This is a genomic window from Caballeronia sp. S22, from assembly GCF_964261745.1.
GTDB classification, from domain to species: Bacteria; Pseudomonadota; Gammaproteobacteria; order Burkholderiales; family Burkholderiaceae; genus Caballeronia; species Caballeronia jiangsuensis.
This window is the reverse complement of the sequence record NZ_OZ180038.1, coordinates 931,554-958,286: the sequence shown is the minus strand read 5'-3', so window position 1 is coordinate 958,286 and position 26,733 is coordinate 931,554. Positions and strand designations below refer to the sequence as shown.

Annotated in this window: 20 protein-coding genes; 5 read left to right on the top strand and 15 right to left on the bottom strand. The window is 61.8% G+C overall.

Annotated elements, in window-relative coordinates; genetic code table 11:
* Positions 1-2: 2 nt before the first annotated feature.
* A complete protein-coding gene (locus tag ACEN42_RS31050; protein ID WP_371883477.1) occupies positions 3-893 on the bottom strand; it encodes a CoA ester lyase in 891 nt (296 codons plus the stop codon).
* 259 nt (positions 894-1,152) lie between these two features.
* Between ACEN42_RS31050 and ACEN42_RS31045 the strand changes: the two genes are divergently transcribed.
* Both ACEN42_RS31045 and ACEN42_RS31040 read left to right on the top strand, forming a co-directional pair.
* Positions 1,153-2,319, top strand: coding sequence for a CaiB/BaiF CoA transferase family protein (locus tag ACEN42_RS31045; RefSeq protein WP_371883476.1), 1,167 nt, complete (start codon positions 1,153-1,155; stop codon positions 2,317-2,319).
* Between the two features lie 78 nt (positions 2,320-2,397).
* On the top strand, positions 2,398-3,180 hold the full coding sequence (locus tag ACEN42_RS31040) for an SDR family NAD(P)-dependent oxidoreductase (protein WP_371883475.1): 783 nt from the start codon (positions 2,398-2,400) through the stop codon (positions 3,178-3,180).
* A 59-nt stretch (positions 3,181-3,239) separates the two neighbouring features.
* Here the strand turns inward: ACEN42_RS31040 and ACEN42_RS31035 are convergent, their stop codons facing one another.
* The 6 genes from ACEN42_RS31035 to ACEN42_RS31010 form a co-directional block, all read right to left on the bottom strand.
* The gene (locus ACEN42_RS31035) at positions 3,240-4,190 is read right to left on the bottom strand and encodes a LysR family transcriptional regulator (RefSeq protein WP_371883474.1); all 951 of its coding nucleotides are present in this window, start codon (positions 4,188-4,190) and stop codon (positions 3,240-3,242) included.
* A 145-nt stretch (positions 4,191-4,335) separates the two neighbouring features.
* Positions 4,336-5,463, bottom strand: a complete 1,128-nt coding sequence (locus ACEN42_RS31030) for a CaiB/BaiF CoA transferase family protein (RefSeq protein WP_371883473.1) — start codon at positions 5,461-5,463, stop codon at positions 4,336-4,338.
* Between the two features lie 41 nt (positions 5,464-5,504).
* Entirely contained in the window at positions 5,505-6,794 is a 1,290-nt protein-coding gene (locus ACEN42_RS31025) for an acetyl-CoA hydrolase/transferase family protein (protein WP_371883472.1), read from the bottom strand.
* 679 nt (positions 6,795-7,473) lie between these two features.
* Positions 7,474-8,640 (bottom strand): IS91 family transposase, encoded by a 1,167-nt coding sequence (locus ACEN42_RS31020; RefSeq protein ID WP_371883471.1) that lies wholly within the window; start codon positions 8,638-8,640, stop codon positions 7,474-7,476.
* A gap of 20 nt (positions 8,641-8,660) precedes the next feature.
* A complete protein-coding gene (locus tag ACEN42_RS31015; RefSeq protein WP_371883470.1) occupies positions 8,661-9,536 on the bottom strand; it encodes a tyrosine-type recombinase/integrase in 876 nt (291 codons plus the stop codon).
* A 986-nt stretch (positions 9,537-10,522) separates the two neighbouring features.
* Positions 10,523-11,545 carry an IS30 family transposase gene (locus ACEN42_RS31010; protein ID WP_086974111.1) on the bottom strand — a complete coding sequence of 341 codons (1,023 nt, stop codon included), beginning with the start codon at positions 11,543-11,545 and terminating at the stop codon, positions 10,523-10,525.
* Positions 11,546-11,641: 96 nt separating this feature from the next.
* On the opposite strand from ACEN42_RS31010, the gene ACEN42_RS31005 reads away from it, so the two are divergent.
* Complete coding sequence (locus tag ACEN42_RS31005; protein ID WP_371883469.1) at positions 11,642-14,536, top strand: VPA1262 family protein; 2,895 nt, start codon at positions 11,642-11,644, stop codon at positions 14,534-14,536.
* Here the strand turns inward: ACEN42_RS31005 and ACEN42_RS31000 are convergent.
* Positions 14,526-15,548, bottom strand: coding sequence for an IS30 family transposase (locus tag ACEN42_RS31000; RefSeq protein ID WP_086974111.1), 1,023 nt, complete (start codon positions 15,546-15,548; stop codon positions 14,526-14,528). The two genes, ACEN42_RS31005 and ACEN42_RS31000, sit on opposite strands and share 11 nt — an antisense overlap.
* A gap of 152 nt (positions 15,549-15,700) precedes the next feature.
* Here ACEN42_RS31000 and ACEN42_RS30995 point away from each other — a divergent pair, with 152 nt between their 5' ends.
* Entirely contained in the window at positions 15,701-15,937 is a 237-nt protein-coding gene (locus ACEN42_RS30995; RefSeq protein WP_371883468.1) for a hypothetical protein, read from the top strand.
* Between the two features lie 320 nt (positions 15,938-16,257).
* Here ACEN42_RS30995 and ACEN42_RS30990 read toward each other — a convergent pair whose 3' ends face one another.
* The 7 genes from ACEN42_RS30990 to ACEN42_RS30960 form a co-directional block, all read right to left on the bottom strand.
* Positions 16,258-16,458, bottom strand: coding sequence for a copper chaperone (locus ACEN42_RS30990; RefSeq protein ID WP_371883467.1), 201 nt, complete (start codon positions 16,456-16,458; stop codon positions 16,258-16,260).
* A 145-nt stretch (positions 16,459-16,603) separates the two neighbouring features.
* Positions 16,604-18,157, bottom strand: coding sequence for a DHA2 family efflux MFS transporter permease subunit (locus ACEN42_RS30985; RefSeq protein ID WP_371883466.1), 1,554 nt, complete (start codon positions 18,155-18,157; stop codon positions 16,604-16,606).
* Between the two features lie 58 nt (positions 18,158-18,215).
* A complete protein-coding gene (locus tag ACEN42_RS30980) occupies positions 18,216-19,409 on the bottom strand; it encodes an HlyD family efflux transporter periplasmic adaptor subunit (RefSeq protein WP_371883465.1) in 1,194 nt (397 codons plus the stop codon).
* 27 nt (positions 19,410-19,436) lie between these two features.
* Positions 19,437-20,906, bottom strand: coding sequence for an efflux transporter outer membrane subunit (locus ACEN42_RS30975; RefSeq protein ID WP_371883464.1), 1,470 nt, complete (start codon positions 20,904-20,906; stop codon positions 19,437-19,439).
* Between the two features lie 58 nt (positions 20,907-20,964).
* Positions 20,965-21,402 (bottom strand): MarR family winged helix-turn-helix transcriptional regulator, encoded by a 438-nt coding sequence (locus ACEN42_RS30970; RefSeq protein WP_238210599.1) that lies wholly within the window; start codon positions 21,400-21,402, stop codon positions 20,965-20,967.
* An 80-nt stretch (positions 21,403-21,482) separates the two neighbouring features.
* Positions 21,483-22,178, bottom strand: coding sequence for a CBS domain-containing protein (locus tag ACEN42_RS30965; protein ID WP_371883954.1), 696 nt, complete (start codon positions 22,176-22,178; stop codon positions 21,483-21,485).
* 156 nt (positions 22,179-22,334) lie between these two features.
* The gene (locus tag ACEN42_RS30960) at positions 22,335-23,153 is read right to left on the bottom strand and encodes an alpha/beta hydrolase (RefSeq protein WP_371883463.1); all 819 of its coding nucleotides are present in this window, start codon (positions 23,151-23,153) and stop codon (positions 22,335-22,337) included.
* A gap of 403 nt (positions 23,154-23,556) precedes the next feature.
* Between ACEN42_RS30960 and ACEN42_RS30955 the strand changes: the two genes are divergently transcribed.
* A complete protein-coding gene (locus tag ACEN42_RS30955) occupies positions 23,557-26,691 on the top strand; it encodes an acetoacetate--CoA ligase (RefSeq protein ID WP_371883462.1) in 3,135 nt (1,044 codons plus the stop codon).
* Positions 26,692-26,733: the final 42 nt, after the last annotated feature.

Here is a 26,733-nt window from a genome sequence, read left to right as displayed (position 1 = left end):
AATCAGGCGTTGATGGATCGCGCGCTCGCGACTATTTCGCGAGCCGTTTTGGCGTGCGCAATATCGATATGTTCGCCGTCGTAGATGCATGCGGCACGACCATTGGCTTGCGCATGTTCCAGTGCCGCGATCATTCCTTCGTAGTAGGCCAACTCATCTGGCGACGGGCTATAGATCGCGTTGACGGTCCCGACATTGGACGGATGCAGCACCAGTTCGCCGGTCATGCCCAGGTTGCGATCGAGCACCGATGCGCGTTTCAGGCCATCGAGATCGCGTACTTGCTGCCACACGCCGCCGATCGGCAGCTTGCCGGCGGCACGCGCGGCCATGACTGCTCGCGACTTGAAGTAAAGGCTCTCCCGGCCGTCCTGAGTCCAGACGTAGCCCAGTGCACGCGCTACATCCGCGTTTCTGGCGGTGGCGCCGCAGATGGCGCCGACGCGGTCGCGCCTGGCAATTTCAAAGGCCAGCTCGAGCGCCCGTGCGGTTTCCAGCAGCGGAATGACGCGTGTCGAACCCAAGGCCACGCCGTTGCGATACTCCGCCTCGGACAGCATCATCGACACGCAGTCGACATCCTCCGGTCCGACGGGCTTCGAAATCACCACACCTTCCAAATGCGGCCCGACCACGGCGACGATATCGTCGAAATTGTAGAGATACGGGGTACGGTTGATCCGTACGAAGACGCGTTGTCCTTGCTCCGCCAACCACGCGAGTTTCGACTTGACGATGCCGCGAGCTTCGACTTTCAAGTCGGGCGGCACACTGTCCTCCAGATCGAGAATCAACGCGTCTGCCTTTGCCGTGACCGATTTCTCGATCCAGTCGGGCTTGTTGCCGGGCACAAACAGCATCGATCTCGCTGGCTTCATCGCGATCGTATTCATGCAACTCCTCCTGTGTCTCCAACTTGATCTGATTCGATGCTAGTGGAGCGGGCCGGGACGCTCAATTGATCACTGACGAACCCGTGATTCGTATTGCACGAAGCGGTGCTGTTCCAGCGTTGTTCGCATTCGGGAAACCGCGAGATCGCGAATCGGTAATTGAAGCTCGCTCTGCGCGCCTCTAGCATTCGTTCAACGCGAGCGCCGGGAAGAGGAGGATCGAACCCGGACGAACATGCGGCGATCAATCCAAGAGGAGATGAGGTTGGAAGACATTGCTCGAAGCGGGCCGCTGACCGGCCTGAAAATCATAGAACTGGGCGGGATCGGCCCCGCGCCCTTCTGCGCGATGGTGCTCGCGGACATGGGTGCAGACGTGCTGCGCCTCGACCGCATCGCGCCGTCCGATAGCGGCATCCGCATGGATCATCGATTCAACTTGCTGAATCGCGGCCGCCGCTCGGTAGCGATCGATCTGAAGCGCCCCGAGGCCGTCGCGCTCGTGCAGCGGCTCGTATGCTCGGCCGACGCCGTACTTGAAGGCTTTCGACCCGGCGTGACCGAGCGTCTCGGACTGGGTCCAGACGAGTGCATGATCCGCAATCCGCGCCTCGTCTATGGCCGCATGACTGGCTGGGGACAAGACGGCCCCCTGGCGCAAGCACCGGGGCACGACCTGAACTACATCTCGCTGAGCGGGGTATTGCACGCGATCGGCCAGCGTGATGGCCCACCGGTGCCGCCTCTGAACCTGGTCGGCGACTTCGGAGGGGGCGCGATGTACCTCGCGTTCGGGATGGTCTGCGCGATGCTGGAGGCGATGCGCTCCGGGCGCGGCCAGATCGTCGATGCCGCGATGGTCGATGGTTCGGCGCATCTGATGATGCTCATCTACGTCATGTACGCCGCCGGTGCATGGACCGACCGGCGGGGCGACAACCGCCTCGATTCCGGCGCGCCGTGGTACAGCGTCTACGAAACGCGCGATCTTCGTTACGTGTCGTTGGCCTCCAACGAGGAACGGTTCTATCGTCAGACGCTCGAGTTACTAGGCCTGAGCGATGCGGCAATTCCCGATCAGCACGATCGCGAAGGCTGGCCCGTCTTGCGTACCCATTTTGCGCAAGCCTTCCGGCAAAAGACCCGTGACGAGTGGTGCACGCTCGCAGCCGGCGTCGACGTGTGTCTGGCGCCGGTGTTGTCCCTTAGTGAAGCGCCCTACCATCCGCATAACTTGGCGCGAGGCACCTTTGTCGAGCTGGATGGGATCGTCCAGCCGGCACCGGCCCCGCGCTTCAGCCGGACGCGCCCCACGTTGCATCGAGGCGCACCCGCACCCGGCGCACATACGGCTGAAGCGCTGAGCGACTGGGGCATCGAAGCTGACGAGATAGAGACGCTGTGCCGCACGGGCGTGCTGCAGTGATACGGACCTTCCAATGACTCTCACGGCCCTGAAGCACGCGACACGCGTGCCGGCCGACAAACATTCAGGAGATAGATCGTGCAGTATGCCGACTTCGAAAACAAGGTGGTCCTGGTGACCGGTGCATCCGGTGGACTGGGCTTGCGAATCGCCGAAAAGCTCGCTGGTAATGGGGCCATCGTCGTCATCAACAGCCGTACTCGGGAATCTGCCGAGAAGGCAGTAGCCGGTCTGCGATCGGTTTCCGATCGTGTGAGTTACGCGCTCGGCGATTGCTCGGACTACGGCCAAGCGACACGTGTGGCACAGACGGCCGCATCGATCGACGGTGGGATCGACATCGTTGTCAGTTCGGGCGCACAGGGCACCGTCAGCCCGATGCCTTTTGCCGAGATGACGGGAGCACAACTCGTGGAAGCCTTCGAATCACGCTTTCTCGCGCGTATCTTCCCCGTCCACGCCGCAGTCCCCTATCTGAAGATGCGTGGAGGCGCTGTCGTGATGGTCGGCACCGACGCAGGCCGGCATCCGACACCAGGCGAATCGATCGTGGGCGCGGTAGGCGCAAGCGTCATTCTGATGACAAAGGCGCTTGCCAAGGAGTTCTCGCGCTGGAACATTCGCGTGAATAGCGTCTCCCTGACGCTGACCTCCGACACGCCCTCGTGGGAACGCATCTTCGCGCAGGAAAACTTTCAACATCGTCTGTTCAGCAAGCTGGTTGAACGCTTCCCCTCGGGGCGTCCGCCCACTGCCGAGGAAGTGGCACGGGTCGCCGTGTTCCTGGCATCGAACGAATCTTCTCAGGTGACCGGACAGACAATCAGCGTGAACGGCGGATTATCGTTCGGCGGCTGGTGAGCACGTCCGGCATGCATCGCGCGATCAACCGCGTGCGTGACCGCTTCGTGGACAAGCATTCACGACGCGTCCGCGGTGCGCGTGTCGCGCAATGCAGGCGCATGCAGCATCAGTTGATCGATCAACGCCTTCGCTGCCGCGTTCAACGAGCGTCCACGCAGCGTTCCGATGTAATGGCTGAGCCGTGCCCAGTCACCGACGAGTGGCACCACCGCGAGTTGCGTATTGTCTTCCATCGACAGCATGCATCTGGGTTGCACCGTAATTCCCAGGCCCGCTCTGACGAGGCTGCGTGCGGATTCAATCGTATTCACGCTGTATTTCACGTGAAGTTCTCGACCGATGCCCAGCGCCGCACGCTGAATGCCGGTGATGACGGTCGTGTGATGCGCCACGAAGTCGAGATCGAGTAGTTCTTCGAGTGCAAGACCGTCGCAGCCGCTCGACGGATGATTCGTCGGCAGCACCGCAACCAGCCTGTCGGACTGATATTCGACAACGTCGAGCACGTCGTAGGGGAGCTTGTTGTTCCCGACGAAAACGGAAAGATCGACGTCGCCCGCAGCGACCGCCCGCACCGCATTTGCGTTGCTATCTTCGATCACTTCGACATTGACCAGCGGGAATCGCCGTGTGAAATCGCCGATTTCTTGACCCAGAAATTGAGTGATCAGCAGGCGCGGCGCACAGATGGCGACATGACCACGAACGCCTTCGGCGAATTCTCCAATCTCGCGGCGCATGTCGTCGAGATTGGCGAGCATCATGCGGATGTGCCGCGCAAACACCTCGCCGGCGGCACTCGGAACGACACCTTTGGGACTTCGGTCCAATAGTTTGAGCCCCGCGAGATCCTCTAAATCCTGAATGCGCTTGGTGGCGGCTGACGGCGCGATATGCTCGCGCACAGCGGCTCGGCCAATCTGACCTTCTTCGATGGCGGAGAGAAAGAGCTTCAAGGTGAAGAGGTCGACTTTCCTTACCAAAGAGTGGATGCTGAGCCCGTCCATGGTCCCTCCTGGGTGGCCTTTGATTATAGTTCTTGGCTCGAAAAAACTAGCATGCTGCTGGATTGACCGTCAATGGAGGGTATACCTGCGGGCATGCAGCATGCCGATGGCGAGTCGACGCCCGAGTTCTCAGGAAAGGAAGCTCTCAAGGTTGTCCAAGAATCTCTGCATTGTGTTCTCCGAGCAGAGGTGGCGGGCGCACACGAGTCGAGCGCTCGCCGTCGTAGCTGAGCGGACAACGGACTGTACGGAACTCGCCCATCGTTTTGTGTCGACCCGTGATCAGCAGTTCGAGATGTTTTGCCTGCGGATCATCGAGCGCGTCGCTTGCGTCGTACATGGGCGAATGCGGTACATCCTCTTTCTCAAGGCGCACGCACCATTTTGCGCGGTCGAACCTACGGAAGATATCGGCGAGCAACTCGGCAAGGATGGGCTGATTCGCGATGCGTGCATCTCGACTGCTGAAGCGAGGGTCCGTCAGTATCGCGGGCTGCTCGATCGCGTTCGCAAGGCCCGCCCAAAACTTCTCCGGCGACGACATATGCAACGCGATCCATTTGTGATCGGCGCATTCGAGCGCGTATGTTTGCGACACGCTCGGCCGCGTAAAAGGCCCGACGATTTCGCCCGCCTGATAGAAGTGAGTGAAGGCATCCAGGTTGAAGTGAGTCATGGCCTCGAGCATCGATAGCTCTACTTTGCGACCGCGACCGGTCCGCTCCCGCTCATAGAGCGCGCCGAGTATGCCGTATGTCGCATAGAACGCGGTCAACGAATCCGCCAGCGCGGGTCCGATTACGCGAGGACGCTCGGGATCGATCAGCAAGCTGAGCAATCCGCTTGCGGCTTGCGCGACGCCGTCATATGCGGGCCGTCGCGCCGACGGGCCGGTTGAGCCGAAGCCGCTGATGGAGCAGTAGATGAGCCGTGGATTGATCGTCTGGAGACGCTCGGCGCCGGCATTGAGCCGATCGGCGACACCTGGCCGGAAGTTCTGGATATAGACGTCCGCATCGCGAATCAGAGTGTCGAATTTTTCCAGATCGGCCGCTTGCTTCGTATCGAGCGTGACGCTGCGCTTGTTCCGGTTGCACGCCTGAAAGTGCGGACTGTACAGCCCGCCCCGGAACGCTCGAAACGGATCGCCGCTGCCCGGCTGTTCAACCTTGATCACGTCTGCGCCGAGATCGCCCAGGAGCATGCCGGCGGCGGGTCCCGTGATGAACGTCCCCTGATCGACTACTCTGATTTCCTTTAGAACATTTGCCATAGCCTTGTCTCCATGTTGTTACCGTTGCATAAGGTTCCCGGTCAGCTCACATGCAACGAGTCTCTCTCGTAACTCAGCCGTTCGAGTGATTCACGGAAGTCGGGATGGGCAATTGCAGTGGGGGCCTTGGCGCGCTCACGCAGACTTTTTCCGCGGAGTTCGGCGATGCCCCATTCGGTGACGACGATATCGACATCGCTGCGCGGGGTCGTGACGACGGAGCCCGGCAGACGCTCCACGATGCGACTGACCGCGCCGTTGCACGCCGTAGAGGGCAACAGCATGATCGAGCGTCCGCCTTGGGAGCCGTTCGCGCCCCGCACAAAGTCGACTTGTCCGCCCACCGCGCCGACGTATCTTCCGTTCAGGCTCTCGGCGTTCACCTGCCCGGTCAGGTCGACCTCGATCGCACCGTTGATTGCCATGAAACGGGGAATCGCACGAAGTACGCCAATGTCGTGCGTTTCGCCTGGAGGCGCGAGGAAGACGCCAGGATTCCTGTGCGCAAAATCAAGCAACCGCCTGCTGCCCATCAGAAGTCCTGCAACGCTCACGCCACGAAAGTTCGGCTTGTGAGCGTTGTTGATCACCCCGCATTCCATCAGGTCGGTGACGCCGTCGCCCAGCACGCCGGAGTGAATACCGATATCGCGGTGGCCCTGCAACGCTCGCAACACGAGATCAGGTAGCGTGCCGATTCCAATTTCGAGCGTCGCTCCATCCGGAATCAGCGAAGCGACGTGCCGCGCAATTGTCCGATCTTGCTCGCTCGCGTCGTCGAGTGCTTTGCTTGCCAGGTAGATGGGATCGCGGGACGTGCGCACCACGACGTCTGGGCGAATATCGTCCGGCAGATCAGCGCCGTAGACCCACGGCAAGCGGTCGCTGATCTCGGCGATGACGACCCGCGCGCGTCGCGCCGCGTTGACGGTGTAATCGTTAGCCAGGCCCAGATTGAAGCGCCCGTTCTGATCGGGCTCGCTCAAGGTCAGCAAGACTACGTCGGCTGGAAAAACGCCCCGGGAAAACAGACGCGGCAGGTCCGAGTAGTGAGCAGGCACGACGTCGAGCACCCGCGCAGCCTGAAGCGGTGCGTTGCGGGCCGTGCCGCAGTAACTTCGGAACGCAATGGAATCGCCATGCGTGGACTGGAAGCTATCGCTGTAGGTCGGTCCGATGAAAAGACTGATTGGGCCGAGCGATTGCCGTTGCGCGACCAGAGCCCGCGTCAGCGTCACTGGCTCGGCGAGGCCCTGGCCGCAGACCACGGCATCGCCCGCCCGGATCAGGGCCGACAAATCCAGCGCATCGATGCTGCTGCAGACAATCATGGGTTCTCTCCCGTCGTAGAAAGCGCACTCATCGGTCCCCGCAGCGGAGGCGTGCAGATCGTACGCTTCAAATCGTAGAGAGCGGCCTGCATGGCTTCAATTGGCGTGTCGAGAAGAATCGCTTCGCGAACTGGAAATTGAAGTTATGTGAGGCCGGGGAATGCGGTCATGAAACCTCCACCGCGGCGAGCCGACTGACCGCTTGTTGTGGGAGATGCGACTTCTGAACGTTTGTGAACGGGCACGAACGAATGACGCTTCTTGGCCGGGTCCGGGCGTTCACTGCTCGAACGTTCGAACGCTGCTCGGGGCACGTCGAGCGTCTGAGCGCGTTTAGGTTTATTCGATGCCTGCCCTCAAGCACGGGCTCGTCATCGAACGAGAACGCGTGCGGGCAGGCGTTGAATAAACCTCGAGGAAGGAAACCGCGAAGTAGTCTGACGCAGCCAGCGTTTTCGCTATGGCGATTGATCAATGTGGCCGATCTGGGTTGCGGGCCGACGGCGGGCGATGCAAGCGTCCGGAGAGGCGTGGAAGCGGCAATGGAGACGATCTCGCGTGTGATCGTCAGCTCGGGTCATGGCTTTAGGACCGTGTATGACGCACAAGGCACAACCGTCCGCTCGTCGGCGGCGCTGACGCAAAGCCGACGGTTGAGATGGAGATCGAAGCAAAGCGCTCATCGCTGGGCCGCCTTTGGTGGAGCACGAATCGGTACAGTACGCGGGAGAAGGTCGATGACGAGCATGGGCGCGCCGCAGTGCCGACAGATGAAGGTCGATCGATCGACGACGACCGCGTCGTGCGGTGATGGGCTGAGTTCGGGCGCCACGCCGAGCAGCGTACGAATCTTTCTTAGATTTGCGCGGCGCACCGGGTTAGCGAGCAGCCCATAATGCCGGATTCGATGGAACCCGACTGGCAGCACGTGAAGCAGGAAGCGGCGCATAAACTCCCCAGTGTCGAGCGTCATGGCCTTGTAGCGGGTGCGGCCCTTCTCGCGGTAGTCCTTCCAGCGGAAGGTCACGCCTCGCTCATCAAAGGCAAGCAGGCGCTGGTTGGAGATCGCGACGCGATGTGTATAGCGTGACAGGTACGCGAGCACCGCTTCAGGGCCCGCAAACGAACGCTTGGCATACACGAACCATTCCGAAGCCCGCAGCGGTGCAAGCCACCTCGCGAAGGCCGCGCCATCCGCGAGTTGCGCGTACTCGCCAAAGAACTGAAGCCGTCCGCGCTGATGAGCATCAGTGAGCGCCGCCAGGAAGCGCCTGCGAAACAGGCGCAAGAGCACGCGCACGGGCAGGAAGAAGCCGCGCCGACAGGCGATCCAACGTGCGCCATCGGCTGAGAGGCCACCGCCAGGGACAATGCCGTGCACATGCGGATGATGCGTGAGCGCTGAGCCCCAGGTGTGCAGCACGAGCGTGGCGCCAATGTCGGCGCCCAGGTGCTTGGGGTCCGCTGCGATGGTGCGCAGCGTCTCGGCGGCGATGTCGAACAGCAGCCCGTAGATGACGCGCTTGTTATACCAGGCGATCGCACTGATCGGTGCGGGGAGCGTGAAGACGACGTGGTAGTACTCCACGGGCAGCAGCTCGGCCTCGCGCGCCTCAAGCCAGCGGCGTGCGGCACTGGCCTGACACTTCGGGCAATGGCGATTCCGACATGAGTTATACGCGATCTCGGTTCGCGTGCAGCCGCAACAGCGCAGCACATGTCCACCCAGTGCCGCCGTGCGGCACCGTTCGATGGCCGAGATCACCTTCAGCTGCCCCAGGCTCAACGCTACTGTGCGTCGCCATGTGGGCCCGCAGGCGCGGAAGATGTCCGCGACCTCCAGCATTGAATCCGACCGCGCGTCCGTTATTCGAGGCGCAGGCGCTCCAGCGGACTGACGACTTCTTGCAGCACGTCGGTGGCGACCTGGGCGTAAAGCGCCGTGGTTTCAAGCTTCTTGTGGCCCAGCAGCACCTGAATCACGCGGATGTCCACCTTCTGCTCGAGCAGGTGCGTCGCGAAACTGTGGCGCAGCGTATGCATCGATACGCGTTTGTCGATCTGTACGGCTTCGGCAGCGGCGCAAATCGCGCGATTCAGTTGCCGCGGAGTCAGTGGGTCGACAGGATCGAGTCCCGGAAATAACCAGCCGCCATCCGGCATCTTGCCTTGCGAGCGCGCCACGCGCCAGCAGACCCGCAAGCGCTCCAGCAAGACCGGCGAGAGCATGGCGTAGCGATCCTTACGGCCCTTGCCCTGTTCGACGCGCAGCGTCATGCGTTGACTATCGATATCGCCCACCTTGAGCGAGACCACTTCGCTGGCGCGCAACCCCGTGCCGTAGGCGAGCGACAACGCCGTCTGATGCTTTAAATTACCGGTTGCCGCAATCAGTCGTCGGACCTCGTCGGGGCTGAGGATAACCGGCAGTACGCGCGGCACGCGCACCGGCTGCATTCTGGCCATCAATTCCGGCTTCTGAAGCGTGACCTCGAAGAAGAACTTCAGCCCGGTGATTGCGGCATTGAGGGAGATGGGCGATGTTCCGTGATCGACCAGATATAACTGGTAGTTTCGCAGGTCTTCGACCGTCGCGGTGTCGGGCGAGCGTTTAAGATATCGAGCGAATTCACGCACGATGCGCAGATAGTTCGCCTGAGTCTTGGGAGAAAGCTGGCGCATGCGCATGTCATCTGTCATACGCTGACGCATAGGGCTGACGTCCTGTTGAGTGGAGGTCATGACGCGGCTCCGTTGAAGAACGAGGCGGATTTGCCCCGACCTTCAACATACGGAATCGCACCATACACCTCTCACTACGCGCCAAGTCGAGTCGCAGCCCCTACCGCGCGAGCGGTTTCGTTCGTCGACCCTCATCGGCCATTCGACACACGGTCGGTCTGACGTCTCTTCATGAATAGCAACGGTCATTCCTCGCGGCTCTCGCCGGCGCGTCATCGGCCTTGGCGGACGTTGAAGTGTCGGCCATTGTGTGGCAGTTGGGCGGCGCTTTGCCGCCGTTCGCGCCATCATAACCTCGAATATCAAATGCCGATCCGAGCGAGTGAGTGCTCGCGACCCGACGGAGTTGTTTGACGCTTGATGTCTCCGCGTCTTTTCATGCATGCGTAGCGATCATTCTCCTTGCAGCTTGGCGCATCGTCTGCTGCGCTCGCTCGCATAACGCTATCCGCGATAAGGTGACGTTGACATTTTGACCGCGACCTCTGTCATTCCACTGTGAGCGAGAAATATCTCTGTAAGGTGCTGAGCGCCAACGTTGGGATGATCTGTGTTTCGCGGGCCAATCCAAATTTCTGAATTTGCATCGATGTTAAACTTGTACTCATAGTATGGAGCAAGGCCTAACCGAGAAGCGCGCCAACGAAGCGGATCGAGCGCGCTGAGGCTGAGGCTGAGGCTGAGGCTGAGGCTGAGGCTGAGGCAAACTACTACGGGAAACTCAGAAATTCCGCTGACGCACCTGCACTAACTTAAACCAACCAGCCTCCACGATTCCCGGTGTGATTCACCCCCCCAAAGCGGAAAGCGGAAAGCGGAAAGCGAAAATGCGGACAATGAATCGCACGCAATCAATGGCTCCAACGCTCGAAGATCTTCTCAATGACAACCGACTAGGTCGGCTATTTTCAAAGGACATCCGCGACTGCGCTTTGCAGTTGTGGATATTGCAGGGGCGGTTTCAAGGTTGAAGTGCAACAGCGGTTTTAATGTTTAGAGCCATGAGGTTGAGCTGCCGAAGCGAGTGTTGCGGCGAAGACCTCGAGCGGCGAATGGAAGGCGTGAGTGGCGCGAGGCCTGCTGTTCAGACTGTCGGCAATGGCGTCAAGTTCGTCCTGACTGTAGACGGAAAGGTCGGTGCCTTTGGGCAGATACTGGCGCAGCAGGCCGTTGGTGTTTTCACACGTGCCGCGTTGCCATGGGCTGTGCGGGTCGCAGAAGTACACCTTCACACCGGTGGCGGCGGTGAGCTCTGCATGCCGCGACATCTCCTTGCCTTGGTCGTAGGTGAAGCTCTGCCGTAATGGCTCGGCAATCGAATTGAGTTTGGTAGAGAAGCCTGCCAGCGCGGAAGCAGCTGTAGCATCTTCCATCTTCGCCAGCAGCACCAGGCGGCTGGTCCGTTCCACCAGCACTCCGACTGAAGACGCATTGTTGGCGCCCTTGATGAAGTCGCCCTCCCAATGTCCGGGCAGCAGTCGGTCCTCGATTTCGGGCGGCCGCACATGAATACTGACCATGTCGGGAATCTGTCCGCGTCGGTCTGTACCCCGTGTGCGCGGCATGCGTGTGCTGTGGCCGTGGCGCAGGCAGGCGATAAGCTGACGGCGCAGTTCGCCGCGCGGCTGGGCGTAGATGGCCGTATAGATAGTTTCGTGGGACACGTGCTGGGTCGGGTCGGTCGGATACATGCGCTTGAGTGTGCCCGATATCTGCTGAGGTGACCATTTCCACTCGAGCAGGGTAAGAACGATGCGCCAGCACACACTCTGCGGGCAGAGCTTTGTGGGACGGCGACCCGCACTCCGACGCGCGGCGCTGAGCACTTCTGCAGGTGCGGATGCATAGCCCGCAGGAGAACGATTTCGCCTCAGTTCACGGCTGACGGTGGCTGGCGAGCGGCCGAGTATCCGGGCCATGGCCCGGATACTCGAACCCTGCAAATGCAGGCTGGCAATGGTCAGGCGCTCTTCGGGTTGAAGCTGTTGATACTGGGTCTTTTCGTGCATCGCAACACCTTATACGAAACAGGTGTTGCACTTCAGATTTGAGGCCGCCAGGTCAAGTCTGAGCAATCGATCCAAAATCGAATAGTCTACGGCCGCTTGCTGCCCTATAGTCACTCCAACGATCGGTGGTCCTCCAGCGACGACGATAGATTCATCCCCTTCGGGCAGTTCGAAGCTCAGATTATTCGAGTCAACCTCTATGTCAGGAGTACGCTGTGTGCGAATCTTCTACGCCTGTTGAGTGCTGGCCAAACCATATCGGACGTCAGCGAAGAATTAAAGCTCGGGATATCAGACCGGTTCAAAGCGCGGTTTGGTGCGACGGCACTCCCTGCCGATAGCTTGGTCTACCGCCCTGTCGCCTATTTGCTCAACCGCGACGCATATGACCGCAATTCACCCACTAGTCCGCATGGTGGGGCTGGTGCCTTTAGCGCTTCAATTACCCAGACCGACAAGGCGACGTTATTCCGCCAGGGTGTGGGCTATGACATCGGCTTGACTGCATCAGTGGTCAAGCACCTAGACAATGATACAGGGTTGGACTTTGCAGGCGTCGACACTACTCGGTTCGGCGACATCGAATTGTTGGTCTTTCCTGCCTTGGATGACCGAGAGAGGCACTTGCTGAGCGTGAGCTGGACCGACAACCCGCGGACCCTAGTCGCGCGATTCAATCCGATACAGGTCCCGCACTTCAGCGGCTTTCAGTTTCGGTTGAGCATTGTGAACGATAGCCAGATCGTCTACTCGGGATTAGCCATAGCTGAACGCGATGAAGGCGACGCGTTCATCTGTAAGTTCGAAGTAAGCGATCAACTGCGCGAGAGCACTGACAGCACGGAACTGGAAATCTTCGGATTCCATGGCGAGCATCCCAGTCAAGGCACACTTTGTTGTCGGTGGCGCGTCGGATACCTTCGGGAGCTCAATCTTCAGGGGCATGTAGTCGGCCAGCCAGCCAATGCGGTCAAGTTTGACTGGCTGGAAAAAACCACTCGGGCGTCGGCGCGGGTGCAGGCCGCCTTGACGATTAATCGCGGCAATATGGGATTCGGCAACCGCATCGGCGGGCGAAAGTCCGACCCTTGGGTCCCAGCCAACCGCGACCTTGCCGCCCTTTTTGCGCGGCTTCATCCAACGACGTCCGAGGGGCAGTTCTTCCTGCGCTGGGGCCAAGGCGACGGCGAAGGGCGACTGCAATTCGTAGAGTGGTTCAGAAAGCTACTGTCCAAGCACCAGCAGCATCAGCTGATCATTTTCGATCCCTATTTCGAGGACGCTGGGTTGGGTCTGATGATGCTCTGCGCGGCATCGGAGTCCGATTACATTGTGTTCACGTCTCTACCGAAGCAATCCAAGGTAGACGAGGCCATGCCGGATGCACTCGACAAACCCACTCCCGGGCGGATTAACAATCTTGTGGCGAGTTGCGAGCACAACAGCCTCCTGCTGCAACGCATCAAGCTGCGCGTCTACGGTCTGAAGGAAGGAAGGCTTCACGATCGCTACATCCTAGTCATGGGACCAGACGGGCTACCCGTCGCTGGGTTCAACCTGTCAAATTCGTTCCAAAAAGCCGCCGAAAACTACCCGTTGCTGGTCACCCCGATTCCTGCGGATACTCTCCTTGCGGTTGAGCAGTACAAGTCCGCTCTGGTGAAAGAGGCAGAGGCTGCGCAACCCGGAGGCGAGGCTGAGAATCCCTCCATGCGGCTTCTCTTCGACTCCAAGGCGTCGACGGTGGCGCCGCGACGCTACGAGCCATTACGCTTCCTCGAGAGAACCACGACAGGCGACGTGCTAAGCGTATGGACCGGCCAGCCGTCACTACGAGGCTTAAGCGGCGATCCGTTGAAGGAGCGGATGGCGGCGCTGGGTCTGCTCAAGGAAGACTCGCTCGCGCTCCCCGAAACGGCGGGCCTGCGCAATTGCCTTGCCCAGCAGGCGGGCAACTTCGCGAGCTTCACTGAAACGTGGGAGGTGCTTGGCGAGGTGCTTGCACATTCGCGTACCGAGGACCTTCAATTTCGAGAGGTCGAATCTGAGCGCGAGTTTCTAGATTTCCTGACGCGTTTTCTCAAGGCATCGTTCGATCGCACGCATAATGAGAGACACTCGGAACTGGCCGTGGTGGACGCTCGGTTCTTTAGAGAACCGGTCAAGATCCTGCTGCACAGCTCCTACAACGTCCATCATCTGTTCCATGCGACAAAGTACGCAGCCCTGACTTGGCCAGAGTACTACACCGTCAAACTTCTATGGTGGTACGCCCCAGACATACTGCTAGGGGTTGTTGAAGCGGAAGCGGCCAACGTGCCAAAGGAGCCCCAAAGTGCGGACGTTATTCGGCTGTCCCTGTTAAGTCAGATCGTCAGCGACATTTCGCTGTCAGTGCAGTTCGGCATCAGCGAACTGCAACGGGACCGACTCATCCACAGTAGCAATGGCTTGTTGCAATGGATGGGGCTGAACGCACTAGAACGCCAGTTGGAAAAGTCGGAAGGGCTATCCGCTGTGCTGCAGTTGACGGGCGCCTTTGCCTATCCGGAGCGAGTATGCGCCTTGGGCTGGATGATTCATCGTGCTTCGGGAAACGCGGAGAAAGCGGAAATATACAGAGGCTTGGTCGCAGCGCTGCATGAGGCGCTGCCATCTACCATCGCCGCGGAAGAATTTAGGCGTCTCATTGATTCGATGCGCGGTCACATGCGCGAACTGGCTTGGGCTGGGCCTTGGCTGTTCCAAGATCTGGTTCTTCCCCTGTTGCAGAATGACCGCGCCGATACAGATGACGCTTGCGAAATCTGGATAGAAGAGTTGACCCACGCGCTGGAACCGACGCTGGAACAGCGGCCTCGGCTGTTTCATCGGTCCCGCGAAGGTCAGACGACCAATATCGCCGCATTCCTCTTCGCATACAGTAGCTCCACGCGACAGAGTGCTAGGGCGGTTTCAAGGTTGAAGTGCAACAGCGGTTTTAATGTTTAGAGCCATGAGGTTGAGCTGCCGAAGCGAGTGTTGCGGCGAAGACCTCGAGCGGCGAATGGAAGGCGTGAGTGGCGCGAGGCCTGCTGTTCAGACTGTCGGCAATGGCGTCAAGTTCGTCCTGACTGTAGACGGAAAGGTCGGTGCCTTTGGGCAGATACTGGCGCAGCAGGCCGTTGGTGTTTTCACACGTGCCGCGTTGCCATGGGCTGTGCGGGTCGCAGAAGTACACCTTCACACCGGTGGCGGCGGTGAGCTCTGCATGCCGCGACATCTCCTTGCCTTGGTCGTAGGTGAAGCTCTGCCGTAATGGCTCGGCAATCGAATTGAGTTTGGTAGAGAAGCCTGCCAGCGCGGAAGCAGCTGTAGCATCTTCCATCTTCGCCAGCAGCACCAGGCGGCTGGTCCGTTCCACCAGCACTCCGACTGAAGACGCATTGTTGGCGCCCTTGATGAAGTCGCCCTCCCAATGTCCGGGCAGCAGTCGGTCCTCGATTTCGGGCGGCCGCACATGAATACTGACCATGTCGGGAATCTGTCCGCGTCGGTCTGTACCCCGTGTGCGCGGCATGCGTGTGCTGTGGCCGTGGCGCAGGCAGGCGATAAGCTGACGGCGCAGTTCGCCGCGCGGCTGGGCGTAGATGGCCGTATAGATAGTTTCGTGGGACACGTGCTGGGTCGGGTCGGTCGGATACATGCGCTTGAGTGTGCCCGATATCTGCTGAGGTGACCATTTCCACTCGAGCAGGGTAAGAACGATGCGCCAGCACACACTCTGCGGGCAGAGCTTTGTGGGACGGCGACCCGCACTCCGACGCGCGGCGCTGAGCACTTCTGCAGGTGCGGATGCATAGCCCGCAGGAGAACGATTTCGCCTCAGTTCACGGCTGACGGTGGCTGGCGAGCGGCCGAGTATCCGGGCCATGGCCCGGATACTCGAACCCTGCAAATGCAGGCTGGCAATGGTCAGGCGCTCTTCGGGTTGAAGCTGTTGATACTGGGTCTTTTCGTGCATCGCAACACCTTATACGAAACAGGTGTTGCACTTCAGATTTGAGGCCGCCTAGCCTAAAGTCTATGCAGGCAATCTTAAAGCGGCAGCAGCGGATCGTCCAACAACCCCTCGCTAGCACTTCAGATTGGACTCGATGGGACGGCGCCCTTACTGTGTCACTGTGGATCTTGGCCTTCGGCAGATGGAGCGAATATTACTTAGAGCAGCGGGAATTGCGCGTCCACGAGTTAGAAGAGCTAATGCAGAGCGCGCGAGCTATTGCCATGGCGAGACCAATGGATGAATGGCGGTCGAGAAACGCGGGAGAACCCGGTGAACTCGCCGCCTTTCTCGACCAGGCGGAGGAACTAAAAGCTGCGATCGACAAATCAAAAAACAATACTCAATAGCCGAGCTATGAATGAACCGCTGCTTTTGGTGAGTAGATGAGACCGCTGAGGGGTTGGACAGAGCACTCATTGACAGCGAGAGTGCCATTCGCTGACGTCAGATTGCGACTGGCCGCTAACCGACTTGCTGCCGACTCAACGCCCCTGTCGCCGAACGTCAGCTAAGGCCGATGAACTGCCATCCCCTGCCCTCGCGCCTTCCGTATCCTCCTCCGCCTCCTTTCCGACGTGCAGACGTCCAACATTGCTTGCCGGCAAGCATCGCCGTCGGCCGACTAAGCCCATCCACACCCCCCCTCCCCGAAACCCCACGAAGCCCCCTACCCCTCAACAATCCTAACGTCATACTCCTCATCAACAAAAGCAACGATAAACTCCTCAGGCATCAGCCACGAATCGACGCTGACCATCTTCCCATCGATATCAACATGAACTTTCGCGTCTACATCGACGGTCTTCATCGCATGCTCCAGCGTGGCGACATCTTCCGAGTGAATTTCCTGTTTGACCGAGAATTTCATTTCGCACTACTCCGGTAGTTAAAGAATCGATGCAACCATCCGCATCGCGGATCTACAAACCCAATCTAGGCGCATTCACCCGAGATTTGCACACCCGCACAAGACGAACAGTCTTGCGCCACGAGTACAAATCCCATGCCGCAGCTCAGTGCCCCCCAGCCCCCGCCGCACCCGCACCCGCGCCCTTGCCCGGCTTCGTCAGCCAGATGAGCGGCACGATCGCGATAAAAATCACCGCGGACAGCCAGAAGATATCGTTGAGCCCGAGCATCGCGGCCTGCGTCGTAAGCGAACGCTCGAAGAACGCCAGCGCCTGCGCAGGACTGCCGCCGAGCGTGCTCTGCACCGAACCGATCGCATCGACGAACGTGGGGTTATGCACGCTCGCCTGCTCCACGAGCTGCGAGTGATGCAGGATGGTCCGGTCATTCCAGCCCGTGCTCGCGAGCGATGTGCCGACCGCGCCCGCGAACACGCGCACGAAGTTCGACAAGCCCGCCGCCGCCGGAATCTTCGAGGGCGGCAGGCCCGACAGGATGATGGCCGTCAGCGGCACGAAGAAGAGCGCGGTCGGAATCCCTTGCAGCAGCGTCGGCACGACGAGCGTGAACGTATCCACGCCGGTCGTGTAGTGCGAGCGCATGAAAAACACCGCGGCGAAACCGAGAAACGCGAGCGTGGCGAGCACGCGAGCGTCGGATCGCGGCATCAGCTTGCCCATCACCGGCGCGAGTATCACGGCGAAGATGCCGAGCGGCGCGGTGACAAGTCCGGCATCGACTGAACGGTAGTTGAGATACTCCTGCATCCATTGCGGCAGCAGCACGAGGTTCGAGAAGAACACCGCATACGCGACGGAAATCGCGACCGTCCCGCCCAGAAAGTTGCGTCCCATGAAAAGCTTGATGTCGATCACCGGGTTTTTCTCCGTCAGCTCCCAGATCAGAAAGAACACGAAGCTGATGAGCGCGAACACGCCCAGCGCGACGATCACCGGCGAATTGAACCAGTCGAGGTCCTTGCCCTTGTCGAGCATGATCTGCAGCGACGCCACCCACGCGATCAGCGAAAGCAGTCCGACCTTGTCGATCGGCACGCGCTTCGCCGGCGTTTCGCGCTCGCGATAGATCGCCCAGGTCACGCCCGCCGCGAACAGCCCGACCGGAATGTTGATGTAGAAGATCCACGACCACGAATAGCTGTCGGTGATCCAGCCGCCGAGCGCCGGGCCCGCGATCGGGCCCACGGTTGCGGTCATCGCCCAGAGCGAGAGCGCGGTCGAGCTTTTCTCCTTCGGATAGGAGCCGAGCAGAATGGCCTGCGACAGCGGAATCAACGGGCCGGCCACCGCGCCTTGCAGAATGCGCGCCGCGAGCAGCACGGGCAGGTTCGGCGCGATGCCGCACAGCCACGACGACACCACGAACAGCAGGATCGCCCAGACGAACAGCTTGATCTGGCCGACGCGCTGCGTGAGCCAGCCCGTGAGCGGAATCGAGATGGCGTTCGCGGCGGCGAACAGGGTGATGACCCACGTGCCTTCATCGACCGAGACGCCGAGATTGCCCGCGATCGTCGGAATCGCGACATTGGCGATCGACGAGTCGAGCACGTTCATGAAGGTCGCGAGCGCAACGGCAAGTGTCGCGAGGACGAGCTTGCCGCCTTGCAGCGGCGCAGGTTGCGTGGTCGGGTTCATGGCTTTACCTGATTTGTTGATGACTGACCTGTCAGATATTCAGACGAAAAAATGCGCGTCAATGTGACGTCACGTTTTCCGCGATGATTCTTTCGATCTCCGCGTTCGCCTCGTCGCCGTAGTGGCTGAAGACATCGGTTCGATACGAAGTCGTCGATGCCGCGCCGAGCTGCGTGCCGGACTGGTCGCGCGTCTCCACGTCCGTCTGCATCGACAAACCGATGCGCAGCGGATGCGCGTCCAGATCGCGCTGGTCGAGCCGGATGCGCACCGGCAGACGCTGCACGACCTTGATCCAGTTGCCGGTCGCGTTCTGCGCGGGCAGCACCGCGAAAGCCGCGCCCGTGCCCGCCGAAAATCCTTCGACATGACCGTGGTACTTCACCTTCGAGCCGTACGCATCGGCGGTCAGCGTGACCGGCTGGCCGATGCGCATATGCGCCAACTGCACCTCCTTGAAGTTGGCATCGACCCAGACGCCGTCGAGCGGGACGATCGCCATGAGCGGCGTGCCGGGCGCGACGCGCTGGCCGACCTGCACTGAGCGGCGCGCGACGTAGCCTGTCACCGGCGCGGGCAGCGTGTTGCGCGCGTTGTCGAGCCACGCGTCGCGCACCTTCGCGGCGGCGGCCTGCACGTTCGGATGTCGCTCGATCGACGTGCGGTCGGTCAGCGCGTGATTCGACTCGGCCTGCTGCCGGCCCGCGTCGAGTGCTGCCTGCGCGGCGCTCACGGCATCGCGCGCATGAGCGATGTCCTCGCCCGAGACCGCGCCGGTTTCGGCGATCGCCATGCGGCGCTTCAGGTCCGACTGCGCGCGCGTCAGATCGGACTGGCGCTGCGCGACCGTCGCCGCGTAGTACGCGTTGTTGACGTACAGGCTGCTCACTTGCCGCACCGTCTGCGCGAGATTCGCCTCGGCATTGGCGAGCGCGACCTTCGCGTCGGCGGCGTCGAGCGTGACGACGGGATCGCCCTGATGGACGATCTGCGTGTCGTCGGCGTTCACGGCGATCACCGTGCCGCTCACTTCGGGCGTCAGTTGCACGAGATTGCCGCTGACGTAGGCATCGTCGGTCGATTCGAAGAAACGGCCCGTCGTGTAGTAATAGCCGCCCCAGCCCGCGCCGCCGATCGCGATCGCCGCCGCGAGCAGCGAGAGCATCAGCTTGCGCTTGCTGCGCGGTTGGGTCGTCGTGTCGGCTGGCGATTGATTCGCGTCCGTGCGTTCGGTGGTGATGGTGTCGCTCATGTCAGTGCTCCGTTCCGTGTTGGCCGATCAGCGTGCGGCGAGCGCATCGGCTGATGTATCCGTGTAGCCGCCGCCCAGCGCGGCCGCGAGCGCGATCTGCTGATCGCGCCGGTCCATCTTCAGATTCGCGACCGCGCGTTCGGACGCGAGCGCGTTGGTCTCGGCGTTCAGCACGGTCAACTGGTTCGCGAGGCCCGCGCGGTATTGCGTGAGCGCCAGTCGCTGCGCGCTGTGCGCGGCGTCCTGCGCGACGTTGGCATCGACGAGTTGCGCATCGGTCGAGCGAATCTGCGAAAGGTTCGTGGCGACGTCGTTCAGCGCGCCGACGAGCGTCTGGTCATAGGTCGCGACGGCGTAGTCGAAGCCGGCGTAGCGGTCCTTGAGTTGCGCTCGCAGCGCGCCGCCGTCGAAAATCGGCAGATGGATCGCCGGGCCCGCGGACACGGTGCGGCTCGCCGCCGTCAGCAAGCGGCCGAAGCCGAACGCGTCGAGTCCGAGCGACGCGCTCAGGTTGATGTCGGGGTAGAACTCGGCCTTCGCTTCCTTGATGTCGTGCGTCATCGCGTCGACACGCCAGCGCGCCGCGACGATATCCGGTCGGCGGCTCACGAGATCGGCGGGAAGATTGCCGGGCAGACGCACTTCATCGCCGATGCCAAGTTGCGGACGCGCGATCGACAAGCCACGGTCCGGACCTTTCCCGACGAGCGCGGCGAGCTGATAGCGCGTCGCGACGATGCGGCCATCGAGCGCGGAGAGCGCCGAACGGCTCGACGCGAGATCGGCTTCGGCGGTCTTGCGTTCGACTTCGGTATCGAGCCCGTTGGCGATTCGCCCCGCCGTGATGCGCACGATCTTGTCGCGCTCGTCGACCTCGCTCTGCGCGATGTCGTGCAACGCATAGAGCCGCGCGAGCTGGTTGTACGTGCGCGCGATGGACGTGTCGAGCGCGAGCCGCACGGCTTCCGCGTCGGCGCGGCTCGCCTGCACTTGCGACACGGCGGATTTGAGCGCCTCGCGGTTCTTGCCCCACAGATCGAGATCGTAGGAAGCGGACAGCAGCCCCTTGTTCTCCGACTGCCACGAACCGGCGTACGGCGGCGGCACGAGCGCGTTCTCGGAAAATCGCTGGCGTGTGTAGGAGTAGGACGCATCGACGCGCGGCATCGTCCCCGCCTTCGCGGTTTCGCTATACGCCGACGCCGCCGCGATACGGGCGCGCGCCTGTTCGAGCGTCGGGCTGCCGGCGAGGGCTTCGTCGAGCAGCGCGCGCAGTTGCGCATCGCCGAACTGATCGGCCCAGTCGGACGCCGGCCAGCGGCCTTCGTCGGCGGGCAGGCTCTGCTGCGTCGCGTAGTCTTGCGGCTGCGCCAGTTCCTTGTCGCTATGGATGCCTGCGTAGTTCGCACACGCCGAAAGCACCGCGGCGACCATCAACGTGACGCCGGTCCGCGCGATCCGCGAACCGAACGTGCTGCGATTTTCTTGCTTTTTCATTTTCTGACCTGTCAGATAAATGGACGAAAAAAATGCGCGGACGCCGTGCGCCGCGCGCTCAGTCTTCGAGAAACTTGTTCAGCAGCCGGCGGAATTCCTGGAACTCGCTTTTGGTGAACTTCCTGAGGCGCTTGTTCAGCACGACCGGCGCGATATGCGGCAACTCCGCCGCGACTTTCTCGCCTGCCTTGGTCAGCGTGAGATTCACGACGCGGCGATCTTCCAGACTGCGCGTGCGTTGCAGCAAATCGCGCGCTTCGAGTTTGTCGAGCATGCGCGTCATGAGGCCGGTGTCGATGCCGAGCAGTTTCGACAGCTCGAACGGCGTCTGCGTCTTGCCGCCGCGCATGGACATGAGAATGCCCATTTGCTGCGTGGTGATGCCGAGATCTTTCAGCGCGGCGTCGAGTTCCGCGGCCAGCAGGTTGCGCGCCTTGTTGACCGCGAAACCGACGCTCTGCGTCAGTGTGAAGCTTTCGGGAGTGTAATGGTCCATGCCTGTTCTCCAGTGCGGCGAACTGCCATGGAACGTAACTTTACTGCAAAGTCAGATTTTGTCAACGTCTATTTCTTCATTTAGAGACCCGGCATGATCGGATAGGGAATCGTGTGATCTTCGACGCGCTTCACGCCCGGAATGCTTTCCGACGCGATGCGCATGGCGTCGAGCTGATCTCTCGACCATACCGTGCCCCACAAATGCACGACGCCTTCGCGCACGACGATATTGCGTCCCGGAAACGCCCAGCCGCGTCCCGTGAGGTCGCCCATCAGCATCGCGCGGATTTCCGCATCGCTTGCCAGCGCTTGCGGCGCGGCCTCGATGGCGAGCGACGACGCCAGCGCCTGCACCAGATTCGAACGGCTGACGATGCCGACGAGGCGGCCCTCGCGCAACACAGGCACGCGCTTGATGTGATGGCTTTCGAGGATCGCGGCGATATCGGCGAGCGACGTCTCCTCTGTCACGCAGATGGGCTCGCGGCTCATGATTTCGCCGACCGTCGGCGCATGCGACCTGATGTAGTCGGCCGCGCCGCCGTCGGAGCCGAGCATGTCGAGCCACCACGAGCGGCGCTTGCGCTTCTCGGTGCCGATCTCTTCCCGATGCAGCAGATCGCCCTCGCTGACCATGCCGACGACCTGCCCCTCCTGATCGACGACGGGCGCAGCGCTGATGCGATGCTCCACGAGCAAACGCGCCAGTTCATGCACTCTGGTTTCGGGCGTGACGGAGACGACGGGGGAAGTCATTACATCGCGTGCTTGCATCATGTGCTCCGGAAGTCGATTGACGAGGCCGTATCGGCATGCGCGCTTCTGCTCGCGCAAGTCCGGAATCACTTTAAGGATCGCCGTACTTTCAACCGTTGACCTGCATCAAGCATTTCGCTGGAGCACACCTGCGGCCGACGGACGCGGCCCGGCTCAATGCGCGGCGATGAACGCGGTGACATCGGCGAGAACGGGCGAATCCTTGCGCCGCTTCGCCGAAAATGACTTGACGACCGTATCGTGGCCGTAGCCCGCGTATTTCTTCAGCACGACGGCATCGTGATGCGCGCGCAACGCATCGGCGAAACGATCGCTGTTGCGCGGATCGACATCGGTATCCGCCGTGCCCGCGGCGAGCAGCATCGGCGGTTCCTTTCCCGAAACGAACGCGATGGGCAACGCTCCCGCGCGCAATGCCGCCGGAAAGATCTCGTCCATGTGCGGATCGCTCGTCGGAATGGCGGCGTACGGCCCCGCAAGTCCGATCATCCCCGCAAGCGACGTGTTCGCGATGCCTTGCGCGGCCAGATAGCGCGGATCGGTCGCGAGCATGGCGGCCATGTGCGCGCCCGACGAATGACCCATCAGGAAGATGCGCCCGGGATCGCCGCCGAACTCGTGCGCGTGATCGCGCGCCCAGCGCACGGCTGCGGCGGCGTCATCGAGAAAGCCCGGAAAAACGGCCTCCGGATAGATGCGGTAGTCCGGCGCGACCGTCACGATGCCGTGCGCGGCGAGCGCCTCGCCCACGTCGCGCGAGTCCGATCGATGCCCGCTCTGCCAGCCCCCGCCGTAGAAGTACACGACGACGGGCAGATTCGCGCGATCGCGTGATTCGGGCGCGTAGACGTCGAGCCGCTCGCGCGGCTCCTTGCCATAGGCGATGCCGTCGGCGCGCTCGGTGCCGTGCTCGAACGCGCGCGTCGCGACTACGCCGCCCACACATGCTGCCAGCGCCAGCGCCAGCGCCATGAATTTTCTTCTTGCCGGGAAATGCATATTGCCGTCTGTTCTCCAACTTTCCAACTGCCATTAGACGCTGTGCAATTGCGAATGTCCGTACGCAAGATATCGAAAGCTTTTTGCAAGCATATAGTTCGTTCTCCAATCTGTTGCATGGCGTGATGCACGGCATCAAGTGTCATTCATACCGATTCCTGACACGTGCCTGCAACCAGCCGACGACTTTTGTATCTCTCCGCACATTACGACACGATCTGGCTGGATACGCTTCATCGTCGATGACACCGGTCCGCCCGGAATCGGACCTCATATATCGAGAGCGCCCAAGGCGCCGCGCACAACTCAAAGAGTCAAGAAAAATAAGGCAAGCCGTCGGGACTCGGTATTGCCATAACCGCTGAGGGAGCTTCACATGGATCGTTCGGAACCGCCCAACGAGGCGAGAGCACGCCTGCCGATTTTCGACCAGGAACCCGTTCGCACCGCACAGTCTCAGATGACTGCGTTCACCGCGGCGCTGCAGGCACACACGGGCCGGCCACTCACACACTACGACGAACTGCACGACTTCTCGGTCCGGGACTATCGCGTCTTCTGGAAGTGTTTCATGCAATGGACGCAGGGACTGAAGTGGTCGGGCGATGCGGAGCCCGTGTGCGTCGGCGATATATGCGAGCACGCGCGTTTCTTTCCCAACTTAACACTGAACTATGCGGAGAATCTGCTCGACTTCGCAGTCGCCCCCGCCGATGCGCCCGCGCTCACCGCCTGCCATGCCGACGGACGCCGCGTGCATCTGACGCGCGGCGAGTTGCGCGCGCGCGTCGCCCGCCTCGCCGATGCGCTCACGCAATTGGGCCTGCGCGAAGGCGACCGCGTCGCGGGCGTGATGCGCAACGACGCCGATGCGATCGTCACCGCGCTGGCCGTGACCGCGATCGGCGCGACGCTGTCGACCGCCGCGCCCGAGATGGGCATCGAGACGCTGCTCGACCGTTTCACGCAACTCGAGCCGCGTTTCCTGTTCGCGCATACGGCCGCACAGCCGTTCGACACCGGCACGCCGCTCGCGCAAAAAATGGCCTTGCTCGCCGACGCGCTGCCGACGCTCGCGGGCATCGTCAGCCTCGACGGCGACCCTTCGGCCCTGCGCGCCGCGCCGCCCGTCAGCTCGCTCGACGCATTGCTCGCTGCCGGCGATCCGCGCCGCGTCGAATGGAAGCGCTTCAACTTCAATCATCCGCTCTTCGTGATGTTCTCGTCGGGCACGACCGGCAAGCCGAAGTGCATCGTGCACGGCACGGGCGGCAGTCTGATCGAGCATCTGAAGGAGCATCGGCTGCACTGCGATCTGCGTCCGGGCGATCGCATGTACTTTCACACCAGTTGCGCGTGGATGATGTGGAACTGGCAGCTGTCGGCGCTCGCATCGGGCGTCGAAATCGTGACCTACGACGGGCCGATCGCATCGGTCGATACGTTGTGGCGGATCGTCGCCGAAGAGCGCGTCAACGCGTTCGGCACGAGCCCCGCGTATCTGAAGATGTGCGAGGACGCCGGTCTCGTGCCGTCGCGTGAATTCGATCTGAGCGCCCTTCGCTCGATGATGTCGACCGGCGCGATCCTCTTCGACGCGCAGTTCGAATGGGTCCGCAACAACGTGAAGCCGCTGCGGCTGCAATCCATTTCCGGCGGCACCGATATCCTCGGCTGCTTCGTGCTCGGCAATCCGAATCTTCCCGTGTATGCGGGCGAAGCGCAGTGCAAGAGTCTCGGGTTCGATGTCCAGGCGTGGCGCGACGGCGCGCGCGCGCAAGGCGTCGGGGAACTGGTGTGCGTGAATCCGTTCCCGTCGCGCCCGCTCGGGTTTCTCAACGATCCGGACGGCGAGCGCTTTCACAAGGCGTATTTCAGCGCGAATCCCGGCGTATGGACGCATGGCGACCAGATCGAGTTTCCGCCGGAAGGCACCGCACGCCTGCATGGGCGCAGCGATGGCGTGCTCGTCGTGCGCGGCATCAATGTGGGGCCGGGCGAGATCTACGGCGTGCTGAACGACATTCCCGAGATACGCGAGGGCATCGTCGTTCAGCAGCGCATGCGCGATGCCGCCAGCGCCGATGGTCCGGGCAATCCCATCGGCGAGCGTCTCGTGCTGCTCGTCACGCTGAAGCCGGGCGCGCGGCTCAACGGGACGTTGATCGCGCGGATTCGCCGCGATCTCGTGCGCCGCACGTCGGCTGCGCACGTGCCGGACGTGATCGCGGCCGTCGACGATCTGCCGGTCACGCATAGCGGCAAGCTCACGGAAGCCGCGGTGCGCAACGCGGTCAACGGACTCGACGTGACCAACGCCGCCGCGCTGCGCAATCCCGCCTCGCTCGATGCAATCCGCACGCACCCGGCCTTGCAGCCCCGCTCCGCCGATTCGCCGCAGACCTACGCCACGCGTGAAGAACTGGAACGGCTGCTGCGCACCAGATGGGAGCAGTTGTTCGCCTTCGCGCCGATCGGCCGCGACGACAATTTCTTCGAGCTCGGCGGACATTCGCTGCTTGCGGCGCGGCTGCTCGCTGAATTGCAGCCGCTCATCGGCCGCCCGATTCCGCTTGCAACGATGCTGCGCGCGCCGACCATCGCCAAACTCGCCGACGTGATCGAAAACGGCGCGCTGCCGCAGACATCGGAAGTGCTCGTGCCGATGCGCGAAGGCGATGGCGCGCCGCTCTTCTTCGTACACAGCGTGACGGGCTCGGTGCTCGAATGCACGCGGCTCATCGGAAGCCTGCGCAAGCCGCGCCCGGTGTACGGTCTGCAAGCGGTCGGGCTCGACGGTGAAACGCCGCCGCAACGCCGCGTCGAGGAAATGGCGAAAACCTACGTCGACGAGATTCGCAAGGTTCAGCCAAGCGGGCCGTATGCGCTCGCCGGCTTCTCCTTCGGCGGACTGATCGCGCTCGAAATCGCGCAGCAATTGTTCGGCGCGGGCGAGCGCACGGAATTCGTGTGTCTGCTCGACACCTACGTGCAGGAACGCTGGCTGCCGTGGTTCGCGTTGCTCGAATTCAGGCGCGATTATGCGAGCCGGCTGTTGAAGACGCTCTCCGGCATGTCCCCGAAAGCGCGCATCGGTTTCGCGGCGGCCAAGTTCCACGCCGCCGTGAACAAGGTGGCGATGCGGCTCGGCCGTGTGCCGCAGGCGCAGGCGGCACCGGCCGCCGCCGATCCCATGCCGCCGGTCCTGAGGCGCATGCGCGATACGTGCCGCACCGCGATGAACAACTATCGGCCGAAGCCGTACGCGGGCGGGCGGATCGTCTATGTGCGCGCGGCCTTGCGTGACGAGGACCGGGGCGATCCGCTGCCGCTGTATCGCAAGATCGCACGCGGCGGGCTGACGGTCGCGGAAGTGCCGGGCAATCACGCGGGCGTGATCGAAGAGCCGGGCGTCTACGCCGCCGCCGCGGCGCTCGACAGAGAGTACGGCGTGGAAGACGAGTCGGAAGTGCAGCGCCGCGGTCACGGCGTCATGGTGCGGGGCGCGTAGAAGCAGTGGCAGGATCGTCGGCCGCTCGCCGATAAGGAGCGG